This window comes from Azospirillum sp. 11R-A, from assembly GCF_049472615.1.
Taxonomy (GTDB): Bacteria; Pseudomonadota; Alphaproteobacteria; order Azospirillales; family Azospirillaceae; genus Azospirillum; species Azospirillum palustre.
On the sequence record NZ_JBCEBL010000008.1, the window covers coordinates 107,377 to 134,056 of the forward strand.

Here is a 26,680-nt window from a genome sequence, read left to right on the forward strand (position 1 = left end):
GATCGGGGGCGTTCTGCCCAAGGCAACCGGCGGCAACGGGATCAGGAAAACCCGAGCCCAATTAATTAATTGCTATACGATTGCAATGACTGGAATATGATAGACAATAGTTTGTGTCCGAACAAACGGTTTTTCTTGCGCACCGTGTGCCGCAGACAGGACCGCCGCAATCAAAGCGGTAGTGAATTGTTAACCCAACCGGGAGGCAGTAGCGGCAGATTGCCGCTTATCTCTGGAAACAGTGTGGACATTCGCTATGATCGCGCGGTCATACCCCTGTGCGATGCCTCACCGAAGCTGAGAATGCCAACCGATACCCCGCCGCCCGATGACGCAGCCATCCCGTCCGCGGCCGCAGCGGAGGAGCCGGCAACCGCGCCGTCCGTGCTGATCGTCGATGACGAGGAAGGCATCCGCAATTTCCTGTCGCGCAGCCTGGAGCGGCGCGGCTGGCGCGTCACCACGACGGGCAGCGCCGAGGACGCCGCGCTTCATCTCGAACGGCACTGTGTCGATCTGATCATCCTCGACATCGCCCTGCCGGGACAGTCGGGCCTCGACTGGCTGAAGGAGTTGCAGGCGGCCGGCTTCGGCGGCGATGTGATCCTGATCACCGCCTTCGCCGACATCGACACCGCCATCGAGGCGTTGCGGGCCGGGGCGGCCGATCTGATCCTGAAGCCGTTCCGGGTGGAGCAGATCGTCAGCGCCATCGCCCGCTGCATGGAGCGCACCCGGCTCCAGCGCGAGAACTTCGTCCTGCGGCGGCAGCTGGCCAAGCGGCGCGGCACCACCGACGAGATCGTCGGCCGCTCGGCGGCGATCCTGCGTCTGCGGGCGCTCATCGAACGGGTAGCACCCTCGCCGTCCACCGTGCTGATCGAAGGGGAGTCCGGCGTCGGCAAGGAGTTGGTGGCGCGCGCCCTGCACACCCGCTCGCACCGGGCCGAGCGGCCCTTCGTGGCGCTGAACTGCGCCGCCGTGTCGGCCGATCTGGTGGAGGCCGAGCTGTTCGGCCATCTGCGCGGCGCCTTCACCGGGGCCAAGGAGGCGCGCAAGGGGCTGTTCTATTACGCCCATGGCGGCACGCTGTTCCTGGACGAGATCGGCGAACTGCCGCTGGCGCTGCAATCGAAGCTGCTGCGCGTTCTGGAGGAGCGCCGCATCCGTCCGGTCGGCGGCGAGCAGGAGCTTCCGGTGGACGTCCGCGTGGTGGCCGCAACCAATCGCGACTTGAAGGCGGAGGTCGCCGCCGGCCGGTTCCGGGCGGACCTGTTTTACCGGCTCGCCGTGATGACCCTGCGCGTTCCGCCGCTGCGGGAGCGGGGCGACGATGTGGTCGAGCTGGCGCGCCGCTTCATGGGGGTGCTGTCGCTGCGCCTGGGGGTTCCGCCGCTGGATATCGACCCGCCGCTCGAAGCGGCGCTGATCGCCCATGGCTGGCCCGGCAACGTGCGCGAACTGCGCAACCTTGTGGAGCGCGCCCTGCTGTTCGGCGAGTTCCCGCTGGAGGATCTGGGTCTGTCGGTCTGTGTCGCCCCGGAGGGGGCCGGCGCCGACGCGGCCGGCGGGCAGACGCTGGCCGAGGTCGAAAAGCGTCATATCCTGGCCGTGCTGGCCGATTGCGGCGGGAACCGGGCGCGGGCCGCCGCCCTGCTGGGGGTGTCGCGCAAGACGCTCGACCGCAAGTGGGCCGAATGGGGCGTCTGAGCCGCCTGCGCGCCGCGCTGGACGAGCGTCTGACACCCTTCACGGGATCGGTCCGCCACAAGCTGCTGGCGCTGGTCCTGGCACCGCTGCTGCTGGGCATGCCCGCCCTGCTGCTGATCGTCTGGTACTGGGGCACCCAGGGCTACAACCAGCTGCTGATCAACAAGGTCAGCGCCGATCTCGGCACCGCCCGGCAGGTGTTCGACCGCGTGCAGGGCACGGTCGGCGACGGGCTGGCGGCGCTCGCGGCCTCCCACCGCCTGGCGCTTGCGCTCGAGCGGCGGGAGGGCGGCAGGCTGGAAGCGCTGCTGGACGAGACCGCGCACCGGCAAGGGCTGGACTTCCTGCTGCTGCTCGATCCGCAGGGCCGGGTGCGGGCCGGCGGCGGAGCGGAAAAGGCCGGATCGGAAGGGGCCGACCGGTCCGGCTGGACGGTGGTGCGCTCGGCCTTGCGGGGCGACGGCACCCACGGGCTCGACGTGCTGGAGCCGGAGCATCTGGCCGCCATCGACCCGTCCCTGCCGGCCCGTACCCTCATTCCGCTGGTGCCCACCCGCAACGCCGCCTCCACCGCGCGCAGCGTGGAGGACCGGGCACTGACCATCCACGCCGCAGTGCCGATATTCGGGCTCGACGGCGAGATTCTCGGCGTGCTGGAAGGCGGCACGCTGCTCAACGGCAGCCAGACCATTGTCGACCGCATCAACACCGTCGTCTATCAGGAGGCGTCGCTGCCGCTGGGCAGCCAGGGCACCGCAACCCTGTTCCTCGACGACACCCGCATCGCCACCAATGTCCGCCTGTTCGAAGGGGAGCGTGCGCTCGGCACGCGGGCGTCGGCGGCGGTCTACCGCCGGGTGATGGGCGAGGGGAGGGTGTGGCTGGGCTCCGCCTTCGTGGTGGACGACACCTATGTCTCCGGCTACGAGCCGCTGCTCGACACCGAAGGGCGGCGCATCGGCATGCTCTATGTCGGCTTCCTGGAAGCGCCGTTGCAGGACGCGCTATACCGCGCCATGACCGGGCTGGTCCTGGCGTTCCTGGCTGTTTCCGCGCTCGGAACATTGGCGGATCTGCGCTTCGCCCAGGCGATTTTCCGGCCGCTCGAACGGATGAACCGGGTCATCGCCACCATCGAGGCAGGCGACGAGACGGCGCGCGCCGGGCCGAGCCGGAGCCGGGACGAGCTTGGGCGGCTGTCGCGGGCCTTCGACCAGCTGCTGGACTCGCTGGCGGCCCGCCGGCTGGAGTTGCAGCGGTCGGCCGAAGACCTCGACCGCAAGGTCGCCGAGCGCACGGCCGAGCTGGAAAGCGCCAATGCCACGCTCCGGCAGGCCAGCCGCCAGCTGGTGCTGAGCGAGAAGCTGGCCGCCATCGGCCAGCTGACCGCCGGGGTCGCCCACGAGATCAACAACCCCGTCGCGGTGATCCAGGGCAACCTCGACCTGCTGGGCGAGGTGCTGGGCGATGCCGCCGCACCGGTGAAGGACGAGATCCGCCTGATCGACGAGCAGACCCGGCGCATCCAGACCATCATCGCCAAGCTGCTCCAGTTCGCCCGGCCGGGCGACTATGCCGGGCAGGCGGAGCCGGTCGACGTCAACGCGGTGGTTCTCGACTGCCTGCTGCTGACCCGCCACACCATGGGGCGCCGCCGCATCGCGGTGGAAACCAGCCTGACGGCGACGGTGCCGGTCGAGATCAGCCGGGGCGAGTTGCAGCAGGTGCTGGTCAACCTGATGGTCAACGCCGTCCAGGCGATGCCGGACGGCGGCACGCTGACCATCGAGACCGCCGACACGCGTTTTCCGGAGAATGGCGAGGCGGGCGTCGTCCTGTCGGTCCACGACACCGGACACGGCATCCAGCCCGACTGTCTCGGCCGCGTCTTCGACCCCTTCTTCACCACCAAGAAGTCCGAGGGGACGGGGCTGGGCCTGTCGATCAGCTTCGCCATCGTCCAGCGCCAGGGCGGCCACATCGCCGTGCAGAGCCGGCCCGGCCTTCGCACCACCTTCACCGTGACGTTGCGCCGGATAGCCCGCTTCGCCGGCCGGCCCGGCGAAGCGGCATCCCCATCGGTCCTGTTCCGCGACGAGTGAACCGGTCGCTCATTCCCCCTTGGCAAGGAATGGGTTGCCGCCGATCCGCTGGAATCCCTCGTCGCCGACCAGGATGTCGAGGGCGAAGGAGGCGAGGTCGTCGGCCACCGGGTCGAGGCCGGGCGCCTTCTCCATCAGGAACAGCTTCAGATAGCCATTGCAGGATTCGCAGGTTTCGGCACGCGCCGGGTCGTTGGACCCGTTGCCGGAATCCTCCCCCGCCTCGATCAGCCGCAGGTCGATCCGGTTGCCTTCGCCGCAGGCCACGCAGGCGCTGCGGACATGGTGCCATGCTGTATGGCAGAGGCCGCAATGGAGATAGCGCAGCCCGCCGATCTCGCTCCCGGTGTGGATCACGCCGGCAACCGGCGCGCTTCCGCAAACCGGGCAGTGGCCGGCCACCGCCGAGGCGGAGACCGCACCGGCCTCCAGTCCGCCGGCGTGGCGGGTCCAGGCGACCTGAAGGGCGGCGACGATGAAGGGTGCGCCGCCGATATCCTCCCGCTTCGCCTCGCCGGCCAACAGCCGCGCGGCCAAGGCGTTCAGCGCCTCCCCGTCGCTCCAGGGCAGATCCTCCAGCGCGTTCTCCGCCGCCGCCGGAAGCGTGCCGCGCAGCCGGCAGCGCAGCTGTTCCAGGTCGGAAAGCCAGCCTGTCTCCGGCGACGCCAAGGTTTGGATCGCGGTCAGCGCGTGCTGGACATCGCTCAACTGCGCCATGAAGGCCAGCCAGGAGGACAAGCGATGACCGCTGGCGAGGCTGCGAAGACGTTTGGCGCGGTGCTGAAACAGCTTGCCGGCATCCGGCAGGCGCACGGGGGACGGCGACCGGCCGGGCTCCAGTCCGGCGGCGGCCATGGCTTCGGCCATCGCCCCGCTGACGGGAGTGGATCCTTCGGTAGCAGTGGCGTGGCGGTGCTGGGACATGGGGGCCGTCTCTCATGAGGTTGCGCCCGCCGTCCGTTGCAATTTCCGTACAAGCCGGCCGAGCCGCCTTTTCGCAGTGGAAAGTGCCAATCAGCCTAACCCTTATGTGGACATTCTGTCCCTCCGATCCGGACAGAATGTCCATAAACACGTTAAGGCCATGACGGAAAGCCACAGGATTTGAGGGCTTTTCCGGACTGGCACGGAACCTGCCTTGGGCGCGCCCAAAACAGCGCCAATCCGGGAGGAACCATGCAGCTCAGTCGTCGGCAATTCATGAAGGGAACGGCGGGGGGAATCGCGGCCTCCAGCGTTGCGGCGCTGGGGTTCCTGCCGGCGACTGCGCTGGCCGAGGTGCGGCAGTTCAAGCTGGCCCGCGCCAAGGAGATTCGCAACACCTGCCCCTACTGTTCGGTCGGCTGCGGCCTGCTGATGTACAGCCTGGGGGACGGCGCCAAGAACGCGAAGGCGGAGATCGTCCATATCGAGGGCGACCCCGACCATCCCGTCAGCCGCGGCTCGCTCTGTCCGAAGGGCGCCGGCCTGCTGGACTTCATCCACAGCCCGAACCGCCTCAAATATCCAGAGGTGCGCGAGGCCGGCAGCAGCGAGTGGAAGCGCATTTCCTGGCATGAGGCGGTCGAACGCATCGCCCGCCATATGAAGGACGACCGCGACGCCAACATCGTCGTCAGGAACGACCAGGGCGTGACGGTGAACCGCTGGGTGTCGACGGCGATGCTGACCGCCTCGGCCTCGTCGAACGAGACCGGCATCCTGACGCAGAAATTCATGCGCTCGCTCGGCATTGTCGGCACCGACGCGCAGGCCCGCGTCTGCCACGGCCCGACCGTGTCGGCGCTGGCCTCCACCTTCGGGCGAGGGGCGATGACCAACACCTGGGTGGACATCTCCAACGCCGACTTCATCCTGGTGATGGGCGGCAACCCGGCCGAGGCGCACCCCGTCGGCTTCAAATGGGCCATCGAGGCGAAGAAGAGGGGCGCCCGGATCGTCGTGGTCGATCCGCGCTTCAACCGCTCCGCCGCCGTGGCCGACGAGTATGTCCCGATCCGCGCCGGCTCCGACATCGTCTTCCTGGGCGGCGTCATCAACTGGCTGATCGCCAACGATAAAATCCAGTGGGAGTATGTGAAGGCGTTCACCAACGCCTCCTACATCGTCGACGAGGGTTTCGGATTCGAGGACGGCCTGTTCTCCGGCTTCGATCCGGCCAAGGGGCAGTACGACCGCAAGAGCTGGAACTACGAGTTCGACGAGGCGGGCAACGCCTGCACCGACCCGACGCTCCAGCATCCGCGCTGCGTGTGGAACCTGATGAAGGCCCATTACGCGCGCTACACGCCCGACGTGGTGGCCGACCTGACCGGCAGCCCGAAGGACGGCTTCCTGACGGTCTGCCGCTATCTGGGCGAAACCTCGGCGCGCGAAAAGGTCGGCACGATCCTCTACGCGCTCGGCTGGACCCAGCACACGGTCGGCGCCCAGAACATCCGCACCATGGCGATGATCCAGCTGCTGCTGGGCAACATCGGCATGCCCGGCGGCGGCGTGAACGCGCTACGCGGCCATTCCAACATCCAGGGCCTGTCCGACCTCGGCCTGCTGTCCACCAGTCTGCCCGGCTATCTGACGCTGCCCAACGAGAAGGCGCACCCGACGCTCGCCGACTATCTCGCCAGGACGACGCCCAAGGCGCAGCAGCCCGGCCAGCTCAATTTCTGGAGCAACACGCCGAAATTCTTCGTCAGCCTGATGAAATGGTTCTGGGGCGACAACGCCACCCGCGACAATGACTGGGGCTATGACTGGATCCCCAAGTGGGACAAGATGTACGACGTGCTTCAGGTCATGGACCTGATGCACAACGGCAAGGTCAACGGGTTGATCGTCCAGGGCTTCAACCCGCTGACCTCCTTCCCCGACGCGCGCAAGACCGCCGCCTGCTTCTCCAAGCTGAAATACATGGTGGTGATCGACCCGATCGCCACGGAGACGGCGTCCTTCTGGCGCAATCACGGCGAGATCAACGACGTCGACACCGCAGCCATCAAGACCGAGGTGTTCCGCCTGCCGTCGACCTGCTTCGCCGAGGAGGATGGCGCCATCGTCAATTCGGCGCGCTGGCTGCAATGGCACTACAAGGGCGCCAATCCGCCGGGCGAGGCCAAGACCGACCAGGAGATCATCGCCGAGCTGTTCGTCGCGCTGCGCGGCCTCTACCGCCGGGACGGCGGCACGGCACCGGAGCCGATCCTCAATCTCTCCTGGCCCTATCGGAACCCGCTGGAACCGACGCCGGAGGAACTGGCGAAGGAATTGAACGGCCGGGCGCTGGCCGACATCCCCGACCCGAAGGACCCGACGAAGTTCCTGGCCCGCAAGGGCGAGCAGCTTCCGGGCTTCGCGCTGATGCAGGATGACGGCTCCACCCTGTCGGCCTGCTGGATCTTCGCCGGCTGCTGGACCCAGGCGGGCAACCAGATGGCGCGGCGCGACAACTCCGATTCCGGTCTCGGCAACACACCGGGCTGGGCATGGGCATGGCCGGCCAACCGCCGCATCATCTACAACCGCGCCTCCTGCGATCCGTCGGGCAAGCCCTGGGATCCGAAGCGCACGCTGATCGCCTGGACCGGCGAGCGGTGGGCGGGCGCCGACGTGCCGGACTTCAAGATCGACGCGGCGCCCTCCAGCGGCATGAACCCCTTCATCATGAATCCGGAGGGCGTCGGCCGCCTGTTCGCCACCGACAAGCTGGTGGACGGCCCATTCCCCGAGCATTACGAGCCGATGGAAAGCCCGCTCGGCACCAACCCACTCCATCCGAAGGTGGTCACCAGCCCGGCGGTGCGCATCTTCCCCGCTGACAAGGCGCGGCTCGGCACCCATGACCAGTTCCCCTATGTCGGCACCACCTACCGCCTGACCGAGCATTTCCAGTTCTGGACCAAGAGCGTGGCGCTGAACGCCATCGCCCAGCCCGAACAGTTCGTGGAGATCGGCGAGACGCTGGCCGCCGAGAAGGGCATCCGCACCGGCGACACCGTGAAGGTCAGCTCGCGGCGCGGCTTCATCAAGGCGAAGGCGGTGGTGACCAAGCGCGTCAAGGCGCTGACGGTCAGCGGCAAGACCATCCATCAGGTCGGCATCCCGCTGCACTGGGGGTGGGAGACGGTGGCGCGCAAGGGCTACCTGTCCAACACCCTGCCGCCGGCCGTCGGCGACTGCAACACCCAGACGCCGGAATACAAGGCGTTCCTCGTGAACGTCGAGAAGATCGTGGGAGCGTAACGCCATGACCTCGTCATCCCTGGACATCCAGCGCCGCTCGGCGAGCCCAACCGCGGTGGCCGAGGCGCGGAACCCGGCCGAGATCGCCCAGCTCATCGACGTGTCGGTCTGCATCGGCTGCAAGGCCTGTCAGGTCGCCTGTTCCGAATGGAACGAACTGCGTGCCGATGTCGGCACCTGCGTCGGCGTCTACGACAACCCGACCGACCTGTCGTCGCAGGCCTGGACCGTCATGCGCTTCGCCGAGGTGGAGGAGAACGGCAAGCTGGAGTGGCTGATCCGCAAGGACGGTTGCATGCATTGCGCCGAGCCCGGCTGCCTCAAGGCCTGCCCGTCGCCGGGCGCCATCGTCCAATACAAGAACGGCATCGTCGACTACAACCAGGATAACTGCATCGGCTGCGGCTATTGCGTGTCCGGCTGCCCGTTCAACGTGCCGCGCCTCAGCCCGAAGGACGGCAAGGCGTACAAGTGCAACATGTGCTCCGACCGCGTGGCGGTCGGGCTGGAGCCGGCCTGCGTCAAGACCTGTCCGACCGGCGCCATCCAGTTCGGCTCGAAGGAGGACATGAAGGAGGTCGCGGCCACCCGCATCGCCGACCTCCAGAGCCGCGGTTTCCAGAATGCCGGCCTCTACGACCCGCCGGGCGTCGGCGGCACGCACACGATGTATGTGCTGCACCATGCCGACAAGCCGGAGCAATATTCCGGCCTGCCCAACGATCCGTCGATCAGCACGGCGGTCGGCCTGTGGAAGGGCGCCTTGAAACCGCTGGCGACGGTCGGCATCGCCGCCGCCGGCCTGTTCGGCTTCTTCCACTACATCACGGTCGGTCCCAACCGGGCCGATGACGACGCCCACCACGACGCCCACGACGACGCAAAGGCGGACACCCGCGAGGAGGACCGGTCATGACGGACAAGGCGCAAAATCCGGCCGCGCAAAATCCGGCGAAGGAAAAGCTGATCCAGCGCTACAGCGCCGCCGAGCGGATCAATCACTGGGTCGTCGCGGTCTGCTTCGTGCTGCTGGCGATCTCCGGTCTGGCCTTCTTCTACCCGGCCTTCTTCTGGCTGACCGGCGTGTTCGGCACGCCGGAACTGGCGCGCATCGTCCATCCCTTCGTCGGGGTGGTCATGTTCGTCGCCTTCGGCCGGCAGTTCTTCCGCTACTGGCACCACAACCTGCTGAACCGCGAGGACATCCGCTGGATGGTCGCGGTGAAGGAGGTCATGAAGGGCAACGAGGTCGGCGACATCGGCCGCTACAACGGCGGCCAGAAGGGCATGTTCTGGGTGATGGTGCTGTGCATGGCAGCATTGCTGGGTTCGGGCGTGATCGCGTGGCGACCCTATTTCGCCGCCTCCTTCCCGATCCCGGTCATCCGCATCGCCCTGCTGGTCCATGCGACGAGTGCCGTGGTGCTGATCTCCTCGATCATTGTGCATGTCTACGCGGCGCTTTGGGTTCAGGGCACGATCCGCGCAATGGTCGAAGGCGTTGTTACCCATGGCTGGGCCAGGAAGCACCATCCGCGCTGGTATCGCGAGACCACGGGCAAGAAGGTCTGAACCTGAGGAGACTGACATGCCGCTCGACATGCTGACCGACCCTTCGGACGGGACCGCCTTTCCAACCGTCCACCGCACCGCCGTCCTGCGGCTGGAGCAGGGGCGGGCGGAGGCCTGCGACGACCTTGTGATCGAGGAGGTCCCGGTCGCGCTGGTCTACAACCGCATTTCCCATGCGGTGATGCTGGCCTCACCCGAGAACCTGGACGATCTGGGGCTGGGCTTCAGCCTGTCGGAGGGCATCCTGGCCGGTCCGGACGAGCTGTTCGACATCGCCGTCAGGGAAGGCTGCGACGGGCTGGAGGTCCATATGGACATCCCGCTGGAACGCTTCATGGCCTTGAAGGACCGCCGCCGCACCATGACCGCGCGCACCGGCTGCGGCCTGTGCGGGGTGGAGAAGCTGGAGGCGGTGGCACGGGTCAAGGACAGGGTGGTGCGCGGCACACCCGTACCGGTCGCCGCCGTGACCCGCGCCCTTGCCGGCTTCGCCGAGCACCAGCGCCTGCACCGCCTGACAGGCGCCGTCCATGGCGTCGCCTGGGTCGATCGGTCGGGCGCGATCAAAGCGATCCGCGAAGATGTCGGCCGGCACAACGCGCTCGACAAGCTGATCGGCTGGATGGCGCGCATGGGAATCGACGCCACCGAAGGCTTCATCCTGACCTCCAGCCGGGCCAGCTTCGAAATGGTCCAGAAGGCGGCGGTTGCCGGGGTCGGATGCCTCGTCGCCATCTCCGCTCCGACCGCACTGGCCGTGCGGCTGGCGGAGGGGTGCGGTTTGACGCTGGCAGGCTTCGCGCGTGACGAGCGCATCGTGGTCTACAGCCATCCCGGCCATTTCATCGTGTGAAGGCCAGGGATCGCGATTGCCCGTTCTTGCAATCGATAAAACCGAACGCCCCGGCTCGATGGAGCCGGGGCGTTCGCATGTCTGGTTTGGTCGGCGAGAGCCGGGGACCGGCCGATCCCGTCAGCAGCGACCTGACGACGTTGACGAGTCCGGCTGCCGCAGCATCCGCGATGCCAGCAGCCTGCGCGGGACGTGGCGAGCCAGCCCCATGGCGATGCCGGCACCGTGCAGCATCGCAGTGGAGAGAACGAAGCCCAGCCCATAGAGGAGCGGCTCAGCGGTCTGCGGCATCTCGGTGCCGTGGGCATGGCCATGCAGGACGGCGAAGGCGCCGACCAGGAGCGCGGCGGCGGCGACCGGCACCCGCCTGTTCAGCAGCACCAGCAGCCCGAGCACCGCCACCGAGGCGGCGATCCCGGCCTCCACCGCCGGCAGTTCGATCCCCGCCATGCCGAGCGCGGCACCGCCGGACAGCATGGCGATGAAGGCGGCCGGCAGCATCCAGATGGCGCGGCCGCCGTTCTGTGCCGCCCGGATGCCGACCGCCACCATGGTCAGCAGATGGTCGATGCCGGTCAGCGGGTGGAGCACCCCCTGAAGGAACATCGCGTCGCCGGCATGGCCGGTGTGGGCAGCGGCCGGCAGAGCCAGCGTCGCCGCCAGAACGCCGGCGAGGCCGGCGGAAAACAACCTGTTCATCGGAACGATCTCCTCGTGGGGTTCGGCCGGCAACGCCGCCCGTGTCAGGCGAGCAGGGAGGCTTTCAGGTGCCCTCGCCCGGCCTCTGCCTCGTCGATCTGACGAAGCAGGTCGAGGGTGACCCGTGCGTCTGCTTCCTCGACGCGGGAAAGTGCGAAGCCAAGATGGACCAGGACCCATTGCCCGATCAGGTCGCTCAGGGCATCGCCCGGTTCGGCGATGCAGGAGAGGTCGATTTCCCGCCTTTCGCCCAGGATGTCGGCGACGGCGAGCATCCGCCGGACATCGGCGATGGCGATGATTCTGGCCGGTACTCCCAGGCACATGGTCGGTCTCCTTCTCGCCGCGGTCACGCCACTTCCAGTTCGACCAGCGTCAGGTCGTCGCCGCCGCGGGGGGACAGGCGCAGGCCACCGCAGACCGGGCAGGGGGAGAGGCGCGTCTGAACCTCCCTTTCGCTTGAGCAGTCTTCACACCAGACCAAACCGGGCGGCTGTTGAATGTCCACCGTCGCTCCCTCGGCCAACGTATCGCGCCTGACCACGTCGAAGGCGAAGCGAAGGGCCTCCGGATCGACGCAGGCGAACCGCCCCACCGCCAACCGGATCCGCGTGACCCGATGGAAGGCGTGGCGCTGCGATTCCTCCTGCAGCAAGTCGATCAGGCGTTCGCACAATGAGAGTTCATGCATCGTCCTTCTCCACGATGGGAGCCGGAAGTACCGAGCGGCAAAAGGCATCGGCTCGAAAGGCCTCAAAGGGATATCACCGCCACTTGACTGCTGCAAATTATAAATTGGAACAATGGCAGTTTTCATAAAACAATACTGTCTGATAATGAATTTCTATCGCTCAATAGATAGTATTTATTCAGATATCTTCGGAGAATATTTGGCATGAGCCGGAATGTCACATGTCGTTCTGCGGCGGCTTGGTGCAGAATCGGGCAGCGGGCGCTTGGCTGACCTTGCCGCCGGGTTCGATGCTCCAGGGACCGGGCCGCGCCGACGGTAGACCATGACGGACCGTCCAGCCGGCGCCCGCACCTCACCGTCCGCAATTGCCGCCACCGCCAGGGTTTGGGCCCTACCATGGAACATGCAACCGCCTGTACCTCCCCGCCGTCCGCCGCACTTTCCCTGGGTCGCCCGCTCTCCCACCACGGACTCCGGCGGGTGCAGGCGATTGTCCGCACGGATTCCGGCTTCGACCGACGGGAAGAGAAGATCGTCGACGAAATGCCGGTCGGGCTCGTCTATGCCGACGATCTCTTCGCCGTCATGCTGGCGACGCCCACCGACCTGGAGGATTTCGCCACCGGCTTTTCCCTCAGCGAGGGGATCGTCGGCAGCGCCGACGAACTGGCCGTCACCGCCATCGATGAACTGACGGACGGCGTCCGCATCCGCATGCAGCTGCCGGTGGAGCGGCTGGCCGCCCTGCTTCGTCGCAAGCGCAACCTGATGGGTGGGTCCGGCTGCGGCCGTTGCGGCACCGACAGTTTCGCCGAAACCCTGAGACCGCTCGATCCGGTCCGCTCCGCCGCCTGCATCGAACCGGACGCGATCATCCGTGCCATGGCGGCCTTGCCGGCGGGGCAGAGCCTGAACCGGGAGACCGGCGCCGTCCATGCCGCCGGCTTTGCCCGGCCCGATGGCGGACTGGTGGCGGTGCGTGAGGATGTCGGCCGGCACAACGCGCTCGACAAGCTGATCGGCGCGCTTGCCCGCGCCCGGATCGATCCCACCGGCGGCTTCGTCGTGGTGTCGAGCCGCTGTTCCTTCGAGATGGTCCACAAGACGGCCGCCGCCGACATCCCGCTGATTGCCGCCATCTCCGCCCCGACCTCGCTGTGCGTCGGCTTCGCCGAAACGGTGGGGGTGGGGGTCGTCGCCTTCGTGCGCCAAGGCCGCCTCACCGTCTACGCCGTTCCGTCGCGGGTTGCGATGCCCGCCTGATCGGATTCGGAAAAGCCTGCGGGCCGGCGATGAACCGGTCCGCAGGCTTATCTTTTGCGTGTGCCGTGTCTTCAGTGGGTCGCCGCCGGCTGCCCCATCGACGGCAGCGGCTTTTGCGCCGGCAGCGGGGTCAGGCCGCCCAGACCCTTGCGGTAGATCAGCCAATAGATGCCGCCGACGAACACCGATCCGCCGACGATGTTGCCCAGCGTGGCGAACAGCAGGTTGTGCAGGATGCCGCCCGCCGTGATCGTCGACACGTCCAGCCCGGCCGGCACATGGCCCGTCACCTTCAGCACATAGGCCAGCGGCAGGAAATACAGGTTGGCGATGCAGTGCTCGAAGCCGGCGGCGACGAAGGCGGCGACCGGCAGGGTCAGCGCCACGATCTTGTCCGTCACCGTGCGGCCGGCATAGGCGAGCCATACTGCAAGGCAGACCAGCAGGTTGCACAGGATGCCCTTGAAGAAGATGGTCACCGCGTCGGGTGCGATCTTGCCGATGGCGAGCTTCAGCACGGCGGCGCCGACCGCACCGTTGTTCATCTCGGTGTGATGCGCCATATAGATGAGGAACACGAGGCCCATCGCCCCGACCGCGTTGCCGATCCAGATCGTCGCCCAGTTGCGCAACACCTGCGCCGTGCTGATCTGGCCGTTGGCCCGCGCCATCACGATCAGGCAATTGCCGGTGAACAGCTCCGCCCCGCCGACCATGACGATGGCGAGGCCAAGCGAGAAGACCAGCCCGCCCAATATGCGCTGGACGGCGAAGCTCAGAGCGGGATCGGCCAGCACGATGACGAAGAACATGCCGCCCAGACCGATGCCGCCGCCGGCGACCACCGCCAGCATGAAGCTGGGCAGGAAGGGCATTGTCGCCTTCTTCACCCCCAGCTTTTCGACCTTGTCTTGGATCTCGGCGGGCGAATAGGCGTCCATGCCGAGGACCGGTGTGTCTTTCGATGCAGGATCCGCCATGGCGAATTTCCTCCACTTCTCTTGAATTGCCTCGATGTCCGGTTCAGCCGACCGTCTCGTAGGCCTCGAATCCCTCGCCGCGGACCAGCCGGTCATGCACGGCCTCCACGGAGTTGCGGACGGTGATGGTGACCGGTGCGAAGAAGCTGGTGTCCTGCGGCTGGATGCCGAGGAACAGGATCTCCGGGATGGTCTCCCGCAGGCTGTCGATCAGAAAATTCAGCGGGATGGCGTGGGTGGTGACCATGAACTGCTCGGCGACGCTGTCCTGCTCGATCAGGCGGACCTCGCCCGGCGGCAGCTCCATGTCGGCGGCATCGACGATCAGAACCCGGTGCGGTGCCAGCGCGCGGATGTGGTGGGTGTGGTTCTCCGGCACATCCTCGCCATCCACCACGATCCAGCCGGGGGCCGGCTGCTCGTCGAGCAGCTGGGCCAGCAGCGGGCCGGCGCCGTCGTCGCCGCGCAGGACGTTTCCAACCGTGAATACGACATCGGTCATGACAGCCGTCTCCCCATCAGATAGATCGCGGGCTCGCGCCGGATGGCGTCCAGCGCCGTGCGCAGCCGGTCGAGCCACGCGGCAACATCGGGCGGAGCCGTGGGCAGCGCCGCCTCGACGGCCATCGTCAGCGGCCGGATGTGGCTGCTGTCCACCGTGATCTCGCCGAAGCGCAACAGGCCCGACAGCTTGCGGTGCGCCTCCTCGCTGTCCTTCAGCGCGTCGAGAACGCGGTCGAACACCGCGGTGGTGCAGCGGAAGGCCGGCTTGAAGCAGTCGAACACGCCGATGTGATGCCCGATGGCCAGCGAATAGTAGACCACCTGTTTGGCATCCTCGGGGATATCCTCCTTGCGCTCCAGCACTTTGGCGTTCAGCTGGTAGAAGACCACCTCCGGCACCACGCCGCGGCCGGCACGCAGACCTGGGATGGAACCGGGATCGGCCTGTACGGGCATGCTCATGGCGCTTCTCCCCGGATGGCCTGCTGCACGACGTCGGCCAGCCGGGCGATGATCTCGGCGCGGCGCGGGTCGCGCTCCATGCCGATGGCCTCCATCATCCGGTCGGGCAGGGTGAAGCTGCCCGGCGTGTGCGCATGCCCCTCCAGCAGGGTCATGAACTCCTCGGCGATGTCGCCGCCCTGGCGGTAGCCGGCCATCCGCCGCGCTTCGCGCTCCAGCCGAACCCGCAGCGCATAGGGGATGTCGGGATGGGCCAGGGCGGCGGTCTCGCCGGCGGCCTCGACATGGGTCTCGGCCTTCAGCTTCTGTTCCAGCAGGCCCAGCGCCACGGCGAAGCCGTGGATGGTCGCGGCCGGCGTCGGCGGGCAGCCGGGGATGTAGACGTCCACCGGCACAATGTGGTCGGTGCCGCCCCAGACGCAGTAGAGGTCGTGGAAGATGCCGCCGGTACAGCCGCAGGCGCCGTAGGACACCACGATCTTGGGGTCGGGCGCCGCCTCGTAGGCGCGCAGCCCCGGCATCCGCATGGCGCGCGTCACCGCCCCGGTGAACAGCAGGATGTCGGCATGGCGCGGCGAGGCCACCACCTTGATGCCGAAGCGTTCCGCGTCGAACACCGGGGTGATGGACGAGAAGATCTCGATCTCGCACCCGTTGCAGCCACCGCAATCGACGCGATAGACGTAGGCGGAGCGCTGGATGTTCTTCAGCAGCGCCTTCTTCATCGTCGCGATCTGTTCGCTGGTGGAGACCGGCGACATCTCCGCCACCAGGGTCTTGGGGTCTACGGGGACGTTCATGGCGTGGTCTCCAGTTCCTTGACCGGTTTTCCGGTTTCCATCTGCCGGGCGATGCCCATGCCGGCGATGTGGTGGACATCCTGGGCCCGCTTGCAGGCCGGGCAGGTCGAAGCGATCAGGCGCAGCCGATCCGCCTCTTCCGCACTGCGGGCCGACTGGCTCAGCAGGCGGGCGACATAATCGACCTCCTTGGCCGGGGCGAAGGGCTTGCCGCAGCAGGCGCAGTCGGCCAGCGTGAAGACCGCCTTGCGCGTCAGGTCGGCCTTGCTGCCGACCGCCAGTTCGAAATCGTCGGACAGGCGGATGGCGCCGGTCGGACAGGATTCCTCGCAGCGGCCGCAGAAGACGCAGCGCCCGTAATCGATCGACCAGGTGCGGCTGCCGGCGGCGGTGTCGGTCTCCATCCCGATGGCGTTGGCCGGACAGGCGACGGTGCAGGCCGCGCAGGCGATGCAGTCCACCGCATTATGGTCCGGCTTGCCGCGGAAGTCCTTGCAGACCGGCATCGGGGCGAAGGGGTATTTGACCGTCGCCTCGCCCGTGCGGAAGATTTCCTTGAGTAGCTTGAGCATCTCTGGCCCCCGTCACTTCAGCGGTGAATCCGTGCGTTCGCGGCAGTAGCGCTCCATCTCCTTGTAGGCGATGGTCTTGGAGCGCTTCTTGCGAACGTCCACCACGGTCACGCGGTCGGTGCAGGAATAGCAGGGGTCGATGCTGCCCACGATCAGCGGGGCGTCCGACACCGTATTGCCGCGCAGCATGTAGCGCAGCACCGGCCAGTTGTTGTAGGTCGAGGCGCGGCAGCGCCAGCGGTAGAGCTTCTGGTTGTCGCCGGTCATCGACCAGTGGATGTCCTCGCCGCGCGGCGCCTCGGTGAAGCCCAGCGCGAACTTGTGCGGGACATAGGTGAAATCCTCGGTCAGCACCGGGCCGGCGGGCGCCTTGTCCAGCAACTGTTCGATGATCCACAGGCTGTCGAAGAACTCCGCCACCCGCACCAGCGTGCGGGACAGCACGTCGCAGCCCTGCTCGACATGCACCGGCATGTCGAGCAGCTTGTAGCCGCCGAAGGCATGGTCGGCGCGGGTGTCGCGGCGGTGGCCGCTGCCGCGCACCACCGGCCCGACCGGGCTGTAGTCGCGGGCGATCTGTGGGTCGAGCCGGCCGACGCCCTTGACGCGGCCGCTGACGTTGGCGGTGGACAGCAGCACGTCGACCAGACGGGTCACGTCGTCGCGCAGTTCGGCGACCAGTTCGCGCGTCCTGGCCTGCTGGTCGCCCAGGATGTCGCGGCGCACGCCGCCGATCAGGTTCAGCGCATAGGTCTTGCGCGCGCCGGTCAGCAGTTCGGCCAGCGTCATCGCCTTCTCGCGCACGCGGAAGAACTGCATGAAGCCGGTGTCGAAGCCGATGAAGTGGCAGACGAGGCCGAGATTCAGCAGATGGCTGTGCATCCGTTCCGTCTCCAGCAGGATGGAGCGGATGGCCTGGGCCCGCGGCGGCACCTTGATGCCCAGCGCATTCTCGACCGAGTTGGCATAGGCGACGCTGTGGGCGTAGCCGCAGATACCGCAGACGCGGTCGGCCAGGAAGGTGACGTCATTGTAGCCCATCCGCGTCTCGGCCACCTTCTCCATGCCGCGGTGGACGTAGAACATGCGGTAATCGGCATCGATGATGTCCTCGCCGTCGACGAACAGGCGGAAATGGCCGGGCTCGTCGGAGGTGATGTGCAGCGGCCCCAGCGGGACGACGCGGGTTTCCTGCTTGGCCTCGTTGATGAACCGGTAGGTCTCGTCGTCGCTGGTCGGCGCCGGCCGCAGCCGGTAGTCCATCGAATCCTTGCGCAGCGGATACAGCTCGTCCGGCCAGTCGTCGGGCAGGACGAGGCGGCGTTCGTCCGGCAGCCCGACCGGGCGCAGGCCGAACATGTCGCGCACCTCGCGCTCGCCCCAGACGCAAGCCGGAACCCGCGGGGTAACGGACGGGTATTCCAGCGTGTCGGCCGGCACCTCGCAACGCACCACCACATGGCACTTGTCCGCGCCCTCCATGGACAGGACATAATAGACGGCGTAGCCGCCGTTCAGCGGCCGTTCGTCGTTGCCGACGACCACCGACAGCCAGCCGTTGTGGTCGTAATAGAGGCTGGCGACGACGTCGGGCAGCGAGACGGGCTTGACCGTGATGGTGACCTGGGCCTCGGTCTGCCAGGATTCATCGAGGATGGCATGGGGCAGGCTCTCGCGCAGGGAGGCGATGTAGCCGCTCCCGACCCGGACCGGAGTGAGGATATTCATTTGGAGATCTCCGTCTGCGAGAGGCTGCCGGTCACCAGTTGTCCGCCGGCGCGAACCGTGTCGTATGTCGGCCTGTCGTATGTCTGCCAGGGGGCGGCCACCACCGGGCGGCTGTCGCCGTTCATCACCACCGTCGTCGCCTGCTGCACCAGAGTGGACAGCGGCTGCGGCACGGCAAAGCCCAGCGTCAGCACCAGCGCCGCCAGCACGCCCAGCGGGGCCAGCGCCCTCCAGCCCACGTCACCCTTGGCCATCGTCTCCGGACTCTTGCCCAGCACGCTGTCGGCGACGATCTTCACCAGACCGGCGATGGTGATGCACAGGAAGAGCGCGCACAGCGCCATGATCCAGCCATAGCCTTCGTTCAGCCCGGCCATGAAGACCATGAATTCGCTGACGAAGATGTTGAAGGGCGGGAAGCCGGCCAGCGCCAGGGCGCAGCCCATCATCAGGAGGCCGGTGGCAGGCGCCACCCGCAGCACGCCTTTCACCGCCCGCAGGTCGCGGGTGCCGTACTTCATCAGGACATTGCCGGCGCTGCAAAAGAACAGGGCCTTGGTGACGCTGTGGTTGATGGTGTGCAGCAGGGCTGCGGCGATGCCGAGCGGCCCGCCGACGCCGAGCGCCACGACGATCAGCCCGACATTCTCGATGCTGGAATAGGCCAGCTTGCGCTTCAGATCCTGCTGCACGAAGAACAGCAGCGACGAGACGCCGACCGACAGAAGGCCCAGCGTCAGCAGCAGCATCTGCGGGAAGCCGGTGCCCACCGTGCCGACGGTGATGACGTAAAAGCGGATGACGATCAGCAGCGCGCATTTCAGCAGCACGCCCGACAGCAGGCCCGACACCGGGCTCGGCGCCTCGGAATGGGCGTCGGGCAGCCAGGCATGCATCGGGAAGATGCCGGCCTTGGTGCCGAAGCCGATCAGGGCGAAGACGAAAGCAAGCTTGACCAGCATCGGGTCCAGCTCGGCGGCATGGCCGACCAGGGCCGTCCACAGCACCGCCTGATGCGGGTCGGCCAGCACGTCGGCGGCGTTGGAGAAGACGAGCACCGTGCCGTAGAGGCCGAAGGCGACGCCGACCGTGCAGATGACGACGTATTTCCAGGCGGCCTCCAGCGAGGATTTCTGCCCGTACAGCCCGACCAGGAAGGCGGAACCCAGCGTCGTCGCCTCGATGGCCGCCCACATCATGATGATGTTGTTGGCGGTGACCGCCAGCAGCATGGTGAACAGGAACAGGCTGAAGAAGCCGTAATAGATCCGGACCTTGCCGGCGTCGATGGCACCGGACTCCAGGTCGTGGCGGATGTAGGCGATGGAATAGAGGCCGGTCATCAGCCCGACCACGCCGATCAGCATCATGAAGACGGCGCCGAGCGCGTCGACGAACAGCCAGTCGCCGAAGGCGGAGATGGCACCGCTCGACAGCACCTGGATCAGGGCCGCGATGCTGAGCAGGAAGACATAGCCGATGGAGCCCAGATGGATGCGCTCCAGCAGCGTCACGCTGCCCGTGTCGGTCGCGAAGGCTTCGGGCAGCGACTCCCGGAACCAGGGCAGGGTCAGCAGGAACAGCGCCACCGCCAGCGGACCGATCAGCAGAAGTGGGGGAAGGATCGAGGGTACCATGGCGGTCATCCCTTCAGGCTCGTGAGCTGGCGCGCGTCGAGCGTGTGCAGCGTGTCGAAGATCCGCGATCCCAGCGCCGCCATCACCACCACCGCGAAGATGGCGTCGGTGGCGATGCCGATCTCCACCAGTTCCGGCGCGTTGGGGGCCAGCAGGGCCAGGGTCAGGTGCGACCCGTTCTCCATCAGGCAATAGCCGAACACCTGTTTCAGGATGTTCCGCTGCGCCACGATGCAGGCGAGCCCGATGAAGAACAGGGCGAGCGACACCGCCAGCGCCGGCTTGATGGCGTCGGCCGCCGGCAGCGTCACCTTGGAGGCGACGCCGAAGCACAGGATGACGGCGACCGCGGCGCCGACGATGGACAGTGCCGTCGGCATCACCGCACCCGACCCGATGGCCGGGTCGCTCAGCCGGCGGAAGGCACGGTACATGATCGCCGGGACCAAAATCACCTTGGTCAGCAGCGCGGTGAAGGACCAGAGATACAGCTCGCCCGACCCGGTGGCCCCCGCCAGCGCCACGAACAGCATCACCAGGATGAAGCTTTGCAGCGCGTAGAAGCGGGCGGAGTTGGCCGGGTTGCCGGCGAGCGTGACCAGAAGGGAGCTGACGATCAGCAGGCCCGACAGGCCGTTGACGATGAGAAATCCGTTCATGACCGTTCCCTCCCTCAACCGAGCCAAGAGGCGGCGATGGAGCTTGAGACCACCGTCATCACCACCAGGGCCACCAGCACGAACTTCATGCCGGCCGGCAGCGGCGCCGCCGCGGCCATGGTGGCGGACGGCTTACCGGGCACCGAATGGCCCAGCCATTTCAGGAACCAGGCGAAGGAGCCGACCGATTCCGCCAGCGCGATGACGACCAGCAGCATCAGCGCCCAGTGATGCGCCCCGACCTCGAACCCGCCGGCGAAGATGGCGAACTTGCTGAAGAAGCCGTTGAAGGGCGGCACGCCGGTGATCGCCAGGGCAGCGCAGACGAAGGCGACGCCCAGCAACGGCGACTTGGTGACGATGCCGCGCAGCGACGGCAGCAGCCGGGTGCCGGCGGTGTAGCTCAGCGCACCGGCGACCAGGAAGAACAGCGTCTTGGCGAAGGCGTGGTTGAAGATGTGGGCGATGGCGCCCTTGAAGGCGAGGTCGGAGCCGAACACCGACAGCGACAGCGCCAGCAGGATGTAGGCCAGCTGCGTGATGGTCGAATAGGCGAGCAGGCGCTTCAGATCGACCTGCGGCAGATACATGAAGAAGCCATAGACGAGCGTCAGAACCGCCATGATCGAGCCGACCCAGCCGACGATCTCCGGCGCGCCGCCCGACGACATCAGCCCGCGGGCGAAGATATAGACGCCGACCTTCACCATGGATGCCGCATGCAGGTAGGCGCTGACCGGGGTCGGCGCCTCCATGGCGTCGGGCAGCCACATGTGGAAGGGCAACTGGGCCGACTTGCCCCAGGCAGCGACCAGGATCGCCAGCAGCACGGCCGCCTTCATCCCCGGCGCCAGATCGGCGATGGCGGTCAGCGCGAAGGTGCCGGTCGACAGGAACAGCAGCGCCGCCGCGGCATAGAGGCCGAGCGAGGCGACATGGGTGACCAGCAGCGCCTTCGCCGCCGAGCGCAACGCCTTGGGCGATTCATAATAGCCGATCAATGCCCAGGAGCAGGCGCCCGTCAGCTCGAAGAAGGCGAGCTGGCCGACGACGGTGGAACTGAACACCAGCCCGGTCATGGCGCCGATGAACACCAGCAGGAAGGCGTAGAAGCGCCGCCGGCCGATGTCGGGATGCTCGCGGTTGCCGGCGTTCAGGTAGGCGGCGGAATAGACCGCCACCAGCAGGCCGATGGCGATCACCGCCAGCGCGATCAGCACGCTGACGCTGTCCACCACCAGCCCGAGGATCGAGACCGATCCGAAGGAGATCAGCTCATAGGTGCCGCCGATCTTGCCGTCGCCGAGCAGCGACATGGCGAGGATGGCGATCACCGCGACGGTGGCGGCGGCGAAGCCCTGGCACAGCCATTTGGCCGATGCCCGTTCCGATGCCGCAATCGCCGCCGCACCGCCGAAGGGGACCAGGATGGCGGCCAGCGCCAACAGCCCGAGCGGTTCCGTGGGGAGTGTTATCATAATGCTGCCCCTCGCCGGCTCACAGGCCGACCAGATAGAAGACGAAGGCGAGCGAAGCGGCGCCGACCCCGACCCAGCTGTGCTGGGGGGTCAGGCGGAAGCGGACGCGCGCGACGCTGTTCTCGACCACGCCGACGGCGGCGAAGATCAGGACCAGCTTGATGGCGAAGGCGACCAGCCCGAACAGCAGCCCGAAGACGGTCATTCCGGTGGCACTGCCGAAGGGCAGGAAGACGCCGATGAACCAGGCGACGACGACCGTCTGCTTCAGCGCCATCGCCCATTTGATCAGCGCCAGCGACGGGCCGGAATATTCGGTCAGCGGGCCTTCCTGAAGTTCCTGTTCGGCTTCCGCCATGTCGTAGGGCAGCTTGCCCAGCTCGATGTAGATGGCGTAGGCGAAGGACAGGGCGGCGATCACCGTCGCGGTCGCCGACCGGACATGGCCGTCGGCGATGGCGCTGCCGATGGCGCCGAGGTTGGTCGAGCCGGCCAGCAGGGCCGCGACGAACAGCGACAGCAGCATCACCGGCTCCACCAGCACGCCCATGGTCAGTTCGCGGCTGCCGCCGATGCCGGAGAAGGAACTGCCGCTGTCTATGCCGGACAGCGAGAAGAAGAAACGGGCCAGCGCGAACAGATAGATGACCGTGATCAGGTCGCCGATGGGCGCGACCGGCGTGAAGCGGGTCAGCATCGGAATGCCCATGGCGATGACCAGCACCGTCGTCAGCATCACCGCCGGCATCGCGCGGAAGGCGAAGCCGCTGTCCGGTGGGGTCAAATCCTGGCGGGTCAGCAGCTTGGCAATGTCGCGATAGTCCTGCAGCAGGCCCGGCCCGTGGCGGGTGTGCAGCTTCGCCCGGACCATGCGCGACAGGCCGGAGACCAGCGGTGCCGCGGCGAACAGGAGGAGCGCCTGGAACAGTCCCAGGATCAGGTGTGAGAAGGTCAGCATGGCGTCCTCCCGTCAGACGGCCAGCGCCAGCAGCGCGATCAGCGCCGCGACGATGTAGAGGCAGTAGATCCGGAAATCGCCGGCCTGGATGATTTGCAGCCACTTGCCGCTGGCATCGATGGCGCCGGCGATCGGGGCGATGACGCTCCGGTCGGCCAGCGGTTCGGTGCGCCGCGCCAGCGTGACCACCCGCTCGAAGCCCAGCGCGATGCCGGTCCAGCGCCCGGCAATCGCGCGGCGCATGGTGTAGAGCGGGGCGAAGAACATGCGGATCGGCTGGGCGAAGCTGCCGGCGCTGGCGGGCATGTGGTGGTCCGGCAGATAGCCGGCCGCCCAGGGGGCCGCCACCTTGCGGTCGCCGCCGCGCTTGGCGGCGAAGGCCGCCTTCAGCGCGATGGGCAGGAAGGCCATGGCGATCAGCAGGATGGAGAGCAGCGGGGTGGAGAGCGTCGCCTGCCGGGCATCGCCCGGCAGCAGGGTGGCGCCGACCGCCAGCGTGACCGGAGCGGTGCCGATGGTCGCCGCCGCGATGCGGCCCATCACCGGCGCCACCAGCGGGGCCAGCAGGCCGAGCGCGACGCAGGCGACGGCCAGAATTGCCATGCCGGCGACCATCGCGGCCGGCGCCTCGCGCGCCTCCTCCGCATGATGGCTGCGCGGTGCTCCGGCGAACATGATGCCGTAGGCCTTGACGAAGCACATCACCGCCAGCGCGCCGGTCAGCGCCAGCATGACGGCGGCGATGGGGGCGGCAAATTTCACCAGCGGGGTGCCGTCCAGCGCGGCGGCGAACAGCGCCTGGTAGGTGTACCATTCCGACACGAAGCCGTTCAGCGGCGGGATCGCCGAGATCGCCAGCGCGCCGACCAGGAAGGACAGGGCGGTCCAGGGCATGGTGCGGGCCAGCCCGCCCATCTGCTCCATGTCCTTGGTGTGCATGCGGAAGATGGCGGAACCGGCGCCGAGGAACAGCAGCCCCTTGAACACCGCATGGTTCAGCAGGTGATAAAGGCCGGCCATCAGGCCCAGCACCGCCAGCACCGGCTGGTGCAGCGCCATGCCGATCATGCCGGTGCCGACGCCCAGCAGGATGATGCCGATATTCTCGACCGAGTGGTAGGCGAGCAGCTTCTTGATGTCGTGCTCGGCGAGCGCATAGACGACGCCCAGCACCGACGACACCGCGCCGAAGGCCAGCACCAGCAGGCCCCAGCCCAGCATCGCCGGCCCGGCGCTGGCGCCCAGCAGGTCGATGCCGACCTTGACGATGCCGAAGACGCCGATCTTGATCATCACGCCCGACATCAGCGCCGAGGCGTGCGACGGGGCGGCCGGATGGGCGCGCGGCAGCCAGATGTGCAGCGGGATCATGCCGGCCTTGGCGCCGAAGCCGATGAAGGCCAGCAGGAAGGCGACGCTGTCCAGCGGGGCCGGCAGCGGATGGGCGCGGAAGGCGGCGAAATCAAAGCTGCCGGCTTGGTTCGCCATCAGGAAGAAGGCGGCCATGATCAGCACCGAGCCGCCATGGGCGACCAGGAAATAGAGGAAGCCGGCGCCCACCGCCTCGTCGTCCTGGTCGAAGATGACCAGGAAATAGGAGGCCAGCGACATCATCTCGAAGAAGATGAGGAACCAGAAGGCGTTGTCGGCCGCCACCACCAGCATCATCGACGCGATGAAGGCGTTCATGAAGAAGCCCATCGCCCCGACGCCGCGCCCGGCATATTCGCGCACATAAGCGAAGCCGTAGATCCAGGCGACCAGCGACAGGAGCGAGATGACCGCGATCATCAGGCCGGCCAGCGGGTCGAGCCGCAGGACGAAATGGGCGAAGGGGTAGGGGCCGGCGGCATCGAGCACGGCCGGCTGTCCGGCCGCGATGGCCGTCAGCCCGGCGCCGAGCCCGGCGAGCGCCGCGGCGATGCCGACGCCGCTGCCGCCAAGACGGATGTCCCCCTCCCGATGCTTCAGGAGGAGGCAGAGGATGGCGCCGCCGCAGGACAGCAGCAGCGACATGATGAGCAGGGAGAGTGGAATCATGGGTCCAGCCCCTCCAGCGAGGCGAGTGGCGTTTCAGGACTGACCGGTGCCGCTGCGGCCAGCGTGCGCTTGACGGCGGCAGCCTGGCGGGTGGCATCGGCGTCTGCCGCGTAAAGGGCGGCGGTCGGGCACACGCGCACGCAGGCCGGGCCGTCGCCGGAAAAGGCGCAGAGATCGCATTTCACCGCCACGCTGCGCACGCCGATGTCCCAGGCCAGCAGCGGGTCGAGCGCCGCCGAATGGCTGGGTGTCGCGACGGCGATGCCGGCGACCCCGGCGATGCCGGTGCCGCTTGGCGTGATGGCGCCGAAGGGGCAGGCCAGCGCACACATCTTGCAGCCGATGCAGGTCTGCTCATTCAGCAGGATGGCGTCGGCCCCAAAGGTGATGGCGTCGACCGGACAGACGCGGGCACAGGGCGCGTCCTCGCACTGGTGGCAGAGAACCGGGCCGGTGTCGTCGCCGATCCGCATGACGGTCAGCCGGGGATGCGCCTGCAACCCCTGTTTCTTGTGTGCCTCGGTGCAGGCCGCCATGCAGGTGTTGCACCCGATGCATTTTCTCGGTTCCGCGATAACGAAGCGATTCATATCCAGACCTCCGGCTTCCCGGGCGGGTGCGTCGAATTGGCCGATCAGGTTTCTTTGTTGGAAATCCCGATAAGAAAACCTGATCAGCCAATAAGAAGACAGTATTGGCTCGCGCACGCCCCCACGCCGCCTGTCTTCACGGGCGGTGCGGCAGAAGGAGAGCCAGCTGTTGCGATTTTTGTCAGGAGGGCGGTCTTGCTTTGGATCGCCATTGACTTCGCTACGCTATTCCTCTGGGTGACGCGATGTCAACTAGACACATAAAAAAAGTGGGTATAAGGTGCGCGACACAAAGACCGGGGGCCTGATGGCGTATTGACTGTCAAATGGCGCCCCGGAAACTCTGATAAGAGAGAGAATATACTCGATAGGATCGGCTTATCGGCGTCGATTACTTTTAAAGATCGGGCGATAAGCGATTTCAATCGGACGTGAAGCCACCGGTGTCCACAGCGGCCAACCGGCGCGCAACGCCAGGGAACAGTGAAGCGATGCCGGGGCGGGGCCGCTCGACGGCCCCCTCCGGCTGCCAACAAGGACGACGGGAATGAACAGATTCGTCACTGCCAACCCAAGCAAGTGCATCGGTTGCCGCACATGCGAGGTCGCCTGTGCGCTTGCCCATTCCGACGGGGCCGGCGTCGAAGGACTGGCGCCGGAAAGCTTCAAGCCGCGCATCCGCATGGTGAAGACGGCCGACGTCAGCACCGCGGTGATGTGCCACCATTGCGAGGACGCGCCCTGCGTCAACTCCTGCCCGAACAACGCCATCGTCTACCGCCAGCACAGCGTGCAGGTGGAGCAGGAGCGCTGCCTGGGCTGCAAGAACTGCGTGCTGGCCTGCCCGTTCGGCGTCATGGACGTGGTGACGGTGCCGGCGGTCCGGCAGTTCGCCGGCATGACGCTGAGCCTCGGCGTCAAGGCGCAGGCGCACAAATGCGACCTGTGCATCGGCCGCGATGCCGGCCCGGCCTGCGTTTCGGTCTGTCCGACCAGTGCCCTGACCCTGATGGACCGGGACGCCATGGACGAGACCCTGCGCCGCCGGCGCGAGCGCGCCGCCCTGGAAGCCGCTGAAGTCGCGGCCTGACTCCCATCACTCCCCATCACTGCGGCTGACGCACAGCCGGCACAATCGAG

At 67.2% G+C, this 26,680-nt stretch carries 24 protein-coding genes; 8 read left to right on the forward strand and 16 right to left on the reverse strand.

The annotated features are described in order from the left end of the window. Positions 1 to 303 precede the first annotated feature (303 nt). Complete coding sequence (locus VH569_RS13875; protein ID WP_423315865.1) at positions 304 to 1,710, forward strand: sigma-54-dependent transcriptional regulator; 1,407 nt, start codon at positions 304 to 306, stop codon at positions 1,708 to 1,710. Then, complete coding sequence (locus tag VH569_RS13880) at positions 1,698 to 3,812, forward strand: sensor histidine kinase (protein WP_423315866.1); 2,115 nt, start codon at positions 1,698 to 1,700, stop codon at positions 3,810 to 3,812. The genes VH569_RS13875 and VH569_RS13880 overlap by 13 nt, the downstream gene beginning before the upstream one ends. 9 nt (positions 3,813 to 3,821) lie before the next feature. On the opposite strand, the gene VH569_RS13885 is transcribed toward VH569_RS13880, so the two are convergent. Then, positions 3,822 to 4,736, reverse strand: coding sequence for a formate dehydrogenase accessory protein FdhE (locus VH569_RS13885; protein ID WP_423315867.1), 915 nt, complete (start codon positions 4,734 to 4,736; stop codon positions 3,822 to 3,824). Positions 4,737 to 4,988: 252 nt separating this feature from the next. On the opposite strand from VH569_RS13885, the gene fdnG reads away from it, so the two are divergent. From fdnG to fdhD (VH569_RS13905), 4 genes are read left to right on the forward strand one after another with little or no spacing between them, the layout of a single operon-like run. After that, complete coding sequence (fdnG, locus tag VH569_RS13890) at positions 4,989 to 8,051, forward strand: formate dehydrogenase-N subunit alpha (RefSeq protein ID WP_423315868.1); 3,063 nt, start codon at positions 4,989 to 4,991, stop codon at positions 8,049 to 8,051. Positions 8,052 to 8,055: 4 nt separating this feature from the next. Beyond that, positions 8,056 to 8,967 (forward strand): formate dehydrogenase subunit beta, encoded by a 912-nt coding sequence (gene fdxH / locus VH569_RS13895; RefSeq protein ID WP_423315869.1) that lies wholly within the window; start codon positions 8,056 to 8,058, stop codon positions 8,965 to 8,967. Further along, positions 8,964 to 9,623, forward strand: a complete 660-nt coding sequence (locus VH569_RS13900) for a formate dehydrogenase subunit gamma (protein ID WP_423315870.1) — start codon at positions 8,964 to 8,966, stop codon at positions 9,621 to 9,623. Before fdxH ends, VH569_RS13900 begins: the two co-directional genes overlap by 4 nt. A 16-nt stretch (positions 9,624 to 9,639) precedes the next feature. Then, a complete protein-coding gene (gene fdhD / locus VH569_RS13905; protein WP_423315871.1) occupies positions 9,640 to 10,476 on the forward strand; it encodes a formate dehydrogenase accessory sulfurtransferase FdhD in 837 nt (278 codons plus the stop codon). Positions 10,477 to 10,596: 120 nt separating this feature from the next. Here fdhD (VH569_RS13905) and VH569_RS13910 read toward each other — a convergent pair whose 3' ends face one another. The 3 genes from VH569_RS13910 to hypA are packed head-to-tail and all read right to left on the reverse strand — an operon-like array spanning position 10,597 to position 11,866. Continuing rightward, on the reverse strand, positions 10,597 to 11,175 hold the full coding sequence (locus VH569_RS13910) for a HupE/UreJ family protein (RefSeq protein WP_423315872.1): 579 nt from the start codon (positions 11,173 to 11,175) through the stop codon (positions 10,597 to 10,599). 44 nt (positions 11,176 to 11,219) lie between these two features. After that, positions 11,220 to 11,501 (reverse strand): HypC/HybG/HupF family hydrogenase formation chaperone, encoded by a 282-nt coding sequence (locus VH569_RS13915; RefSeq protein WP_423315873.1) that lies wholly within the window; start codon positions 11,499 to 11,501, stop codon positions 11,220 to 11,222. A 23-nt stretch (positions 11,502 to 11,524) separates the two neighbouring features. Continuing rightward, positions 11,525 to 11,866 (reverse strand): hydrogenase maturation nickel metallochaperone HypA, encoded by a 342-nt coding sequence (hypA, locus tag VH569_RS13920; RefSeq protein WP_423315874.1) that lies wholly within the window; start codon positions 11,864 to 11,866, stop codon positions 11,525 to 11,527. A gap of 483 nt (positions 11,867 to 12,349) precedes the next feature. Here hypA and fdhD (VH569_RS13925) point away from each other — a divergent pair, with 483 nt between their 5' ends. Next, the gene (gene fdhD / locus VH569_RS13925) at positions 12,350 to 13,132 is read left to right on the forward strand and encodes a formate dehydrogenase accessory sulfurtransferase FdhD (RefSeq protein ID WP_423315875.1); all 783 of its coding nucleotides are present in this window, start codon (positions 12,350 to 12,352) and stop codon (positions 13,130 to 13,132) included. A 71-nt stretch (positions 13,133 to 13,203) separates the two neighbouring features. Here fdhD (VH569_RS13925) and VH569_RS13930 read toward each other — a convergent pair whose 3' ends face one another. From VH569_RS13930 to VH569_RS13985, 12 genes are read right to left on the reverse strand one after another with little or no spacing between them, the layout of a single operon-like run. Next, entirely contained in the window at positions 13,204 to 14,112 is a 909-nt protein-coding gene (locus VH569_RS13930) for a formate/nitrite transporter family protein (RefSeq protein WP_423315876.1), read from the reverse strand. A 43-nt stretch (positions 14,113 to 14,155) separates the two neighbouring features. Further along, entirely contained in the window at positions 14,156 to 14,614 is a 459-nt protein-coding gene (gene hycI, locus VH569_RS13935; protein ID WP_377805143.1) for a hydrogenase maturation peptidase HycI, read from the reverse strand. Continuing rightward, entirely contained in the window at positions 14,611 to 15,078 is a 468-nt protein-coding gene (locus VH569_RS13940) for a formate hydrogenlyase maturation HycH family protein (protein WP_423315877.1), read from the reverse strand. The genes hycI and VH569_RS13940 overlap by 4 nt, the downstream gene beginning before the upstream one ends. Then, positions 15,075 to 15,878, reverse strand: coding sequence for an NADH-quinone oxidoreductase subunit B family protein (locus VH569_RS13945; RefSeq protein WP_423315878.1), 804 nt, complete (start codon positions 15,876 to 15,878; stop codon positions 15,075 to 15,077). Before VH569_RS13945 ends, VH569_RS13940 begins: the two co-directional genes overlap by 4 nt. After that, the gene (locus VH569_RS13950; RefSeq protein ID WP_423315879.1) at positions 15,875 to 16,450 is read right to left on the reverse strand and encodes a formate hydrogenlyase complex iron-sulfur subunit; all 576 of its coding nucleotides are present in this window, start codon (positions 16,448 to 16,450) and stop codon (positions 15,875 to 15,877) included. Before VH569_RS13950 ends, VH569_RS13945 begins: the two co-directional genes overlap by 4 nt. A gap of 12 nt (positions 16,451 to 16,462) precedes the next feature. Further along, the gene (locus tag VH569_RS13955) at positions 16,463 to 18,178 is read right to left on the reverse strand and encodes an NADH-quinone oxidoreductase subunit C (RefSeq protein WP_423315880.1); all 1,716 of its coding nucleotides are present in this window, start codon (positions 18,176 to 18,178) and stop codon (positions 16,463 to 16,465) included. Then, positions 18,175 to 19,815 carry a hydrogenase 4 subunit F gene (locus tag VH569_RS13960; RefSeq protein WP_423315881.1) on the reverse strand — a complete coding sequence of 547 codons (1,641 nt, stop codon included), beginning with the start codon at positions 19,813 to 19,815 and terminating at the stop codon, positions 18,175 to 18,177. The genes VH569_RS13955 and VH569_RS13960 overlap by 4 nt, the downstream gene beginning before the upstream one ends. A 5-nt stretch (positions 19,816 to 19,820) precedes the next feature. Continuing rightward, positions 19,821 to 20,474, reverse strand: coding sequence for a hydrogenase 4 membrane subunit (hyfE, locus tag VH569_RS13965; RefSeq protein ID WP_098735733.1), 654 nt, complete (start codon positions 20,472 to 20,474; stop codon positions 19,821 to 19,823). Positions 20,475 to 20,488: 14 nt separating this feature from the next. Next, positions 20,489 to 21,952, reverse strand: a complete 1,464-nt coding sequence (locus VH569_RS13970; RefSeq protein ID WP_423315882.1) for a hydrogenase 4 subunit D — start codon at positions 21,950 to 21,952, stop codon at positions 20,489 to 20,491. 19 nt (positions 21,953 to 21,971) lie between these two features. Next, positions 21,972 to 22,910 (reverse strand): respiratory chain complex I subunit 1 family protein, encoded by a 939-nt coding sequence (locus VH569_RS13975; RefSeq protein WP_423315883.1) that lies wholly within the window; start codon positions 22,908 to 22,910, stop codon positions 21,972 to 21,974. Between the two features lie 12 nt (positions 22,911 to 22,922). Then, the gene (gene hyfB, locus VH569_RS13980) at positions 22,923 to 24,950 is read right to left on the reverse strand and encodes a hydrogenase 4 subunit B (RefSeq protein WP_423315884.1); all 2,028 of its coding nucleotides are present in this window, start codon (positions 24,948 to 24,950) and stop codon (positions 22,923 to 22,925) included. Continuing rightward, the gene (locus tag VH569_RS13985; protein ID WP_098735729.1) at positions 24,947 to 25,540 is read right to left on the reverse strand and encodes a 4Fe-4S dicluster domain-containing protein; all 594 of its coding nucleotides are present in this window, start codon (positions 25,538 to 25,540) and stop codon (positions 24,947 to 24,949) included. Before VH569_RS13985 ends, hyfB begins: the two co-directional genes overlap by 4 nt. Before the next feature lie 547 nt (positions 25,541 to 26,087). Between VH569_RS13985 and VH569_RS13990 the strand changes: the two genes are divergently transcribed. After that, entirely contained in the window at positions 26,088 to 26,630 is a 543-nt protein-coding gene (locus VH569_RS13990; RefSeq protein WP_377805154.1) for a 4Fe-4S dicluster domain-containing protein, read from the forward strand. The last annotated feature ends 50 nt before the right edge of the window (positions 26,631 to 26,680 follow it).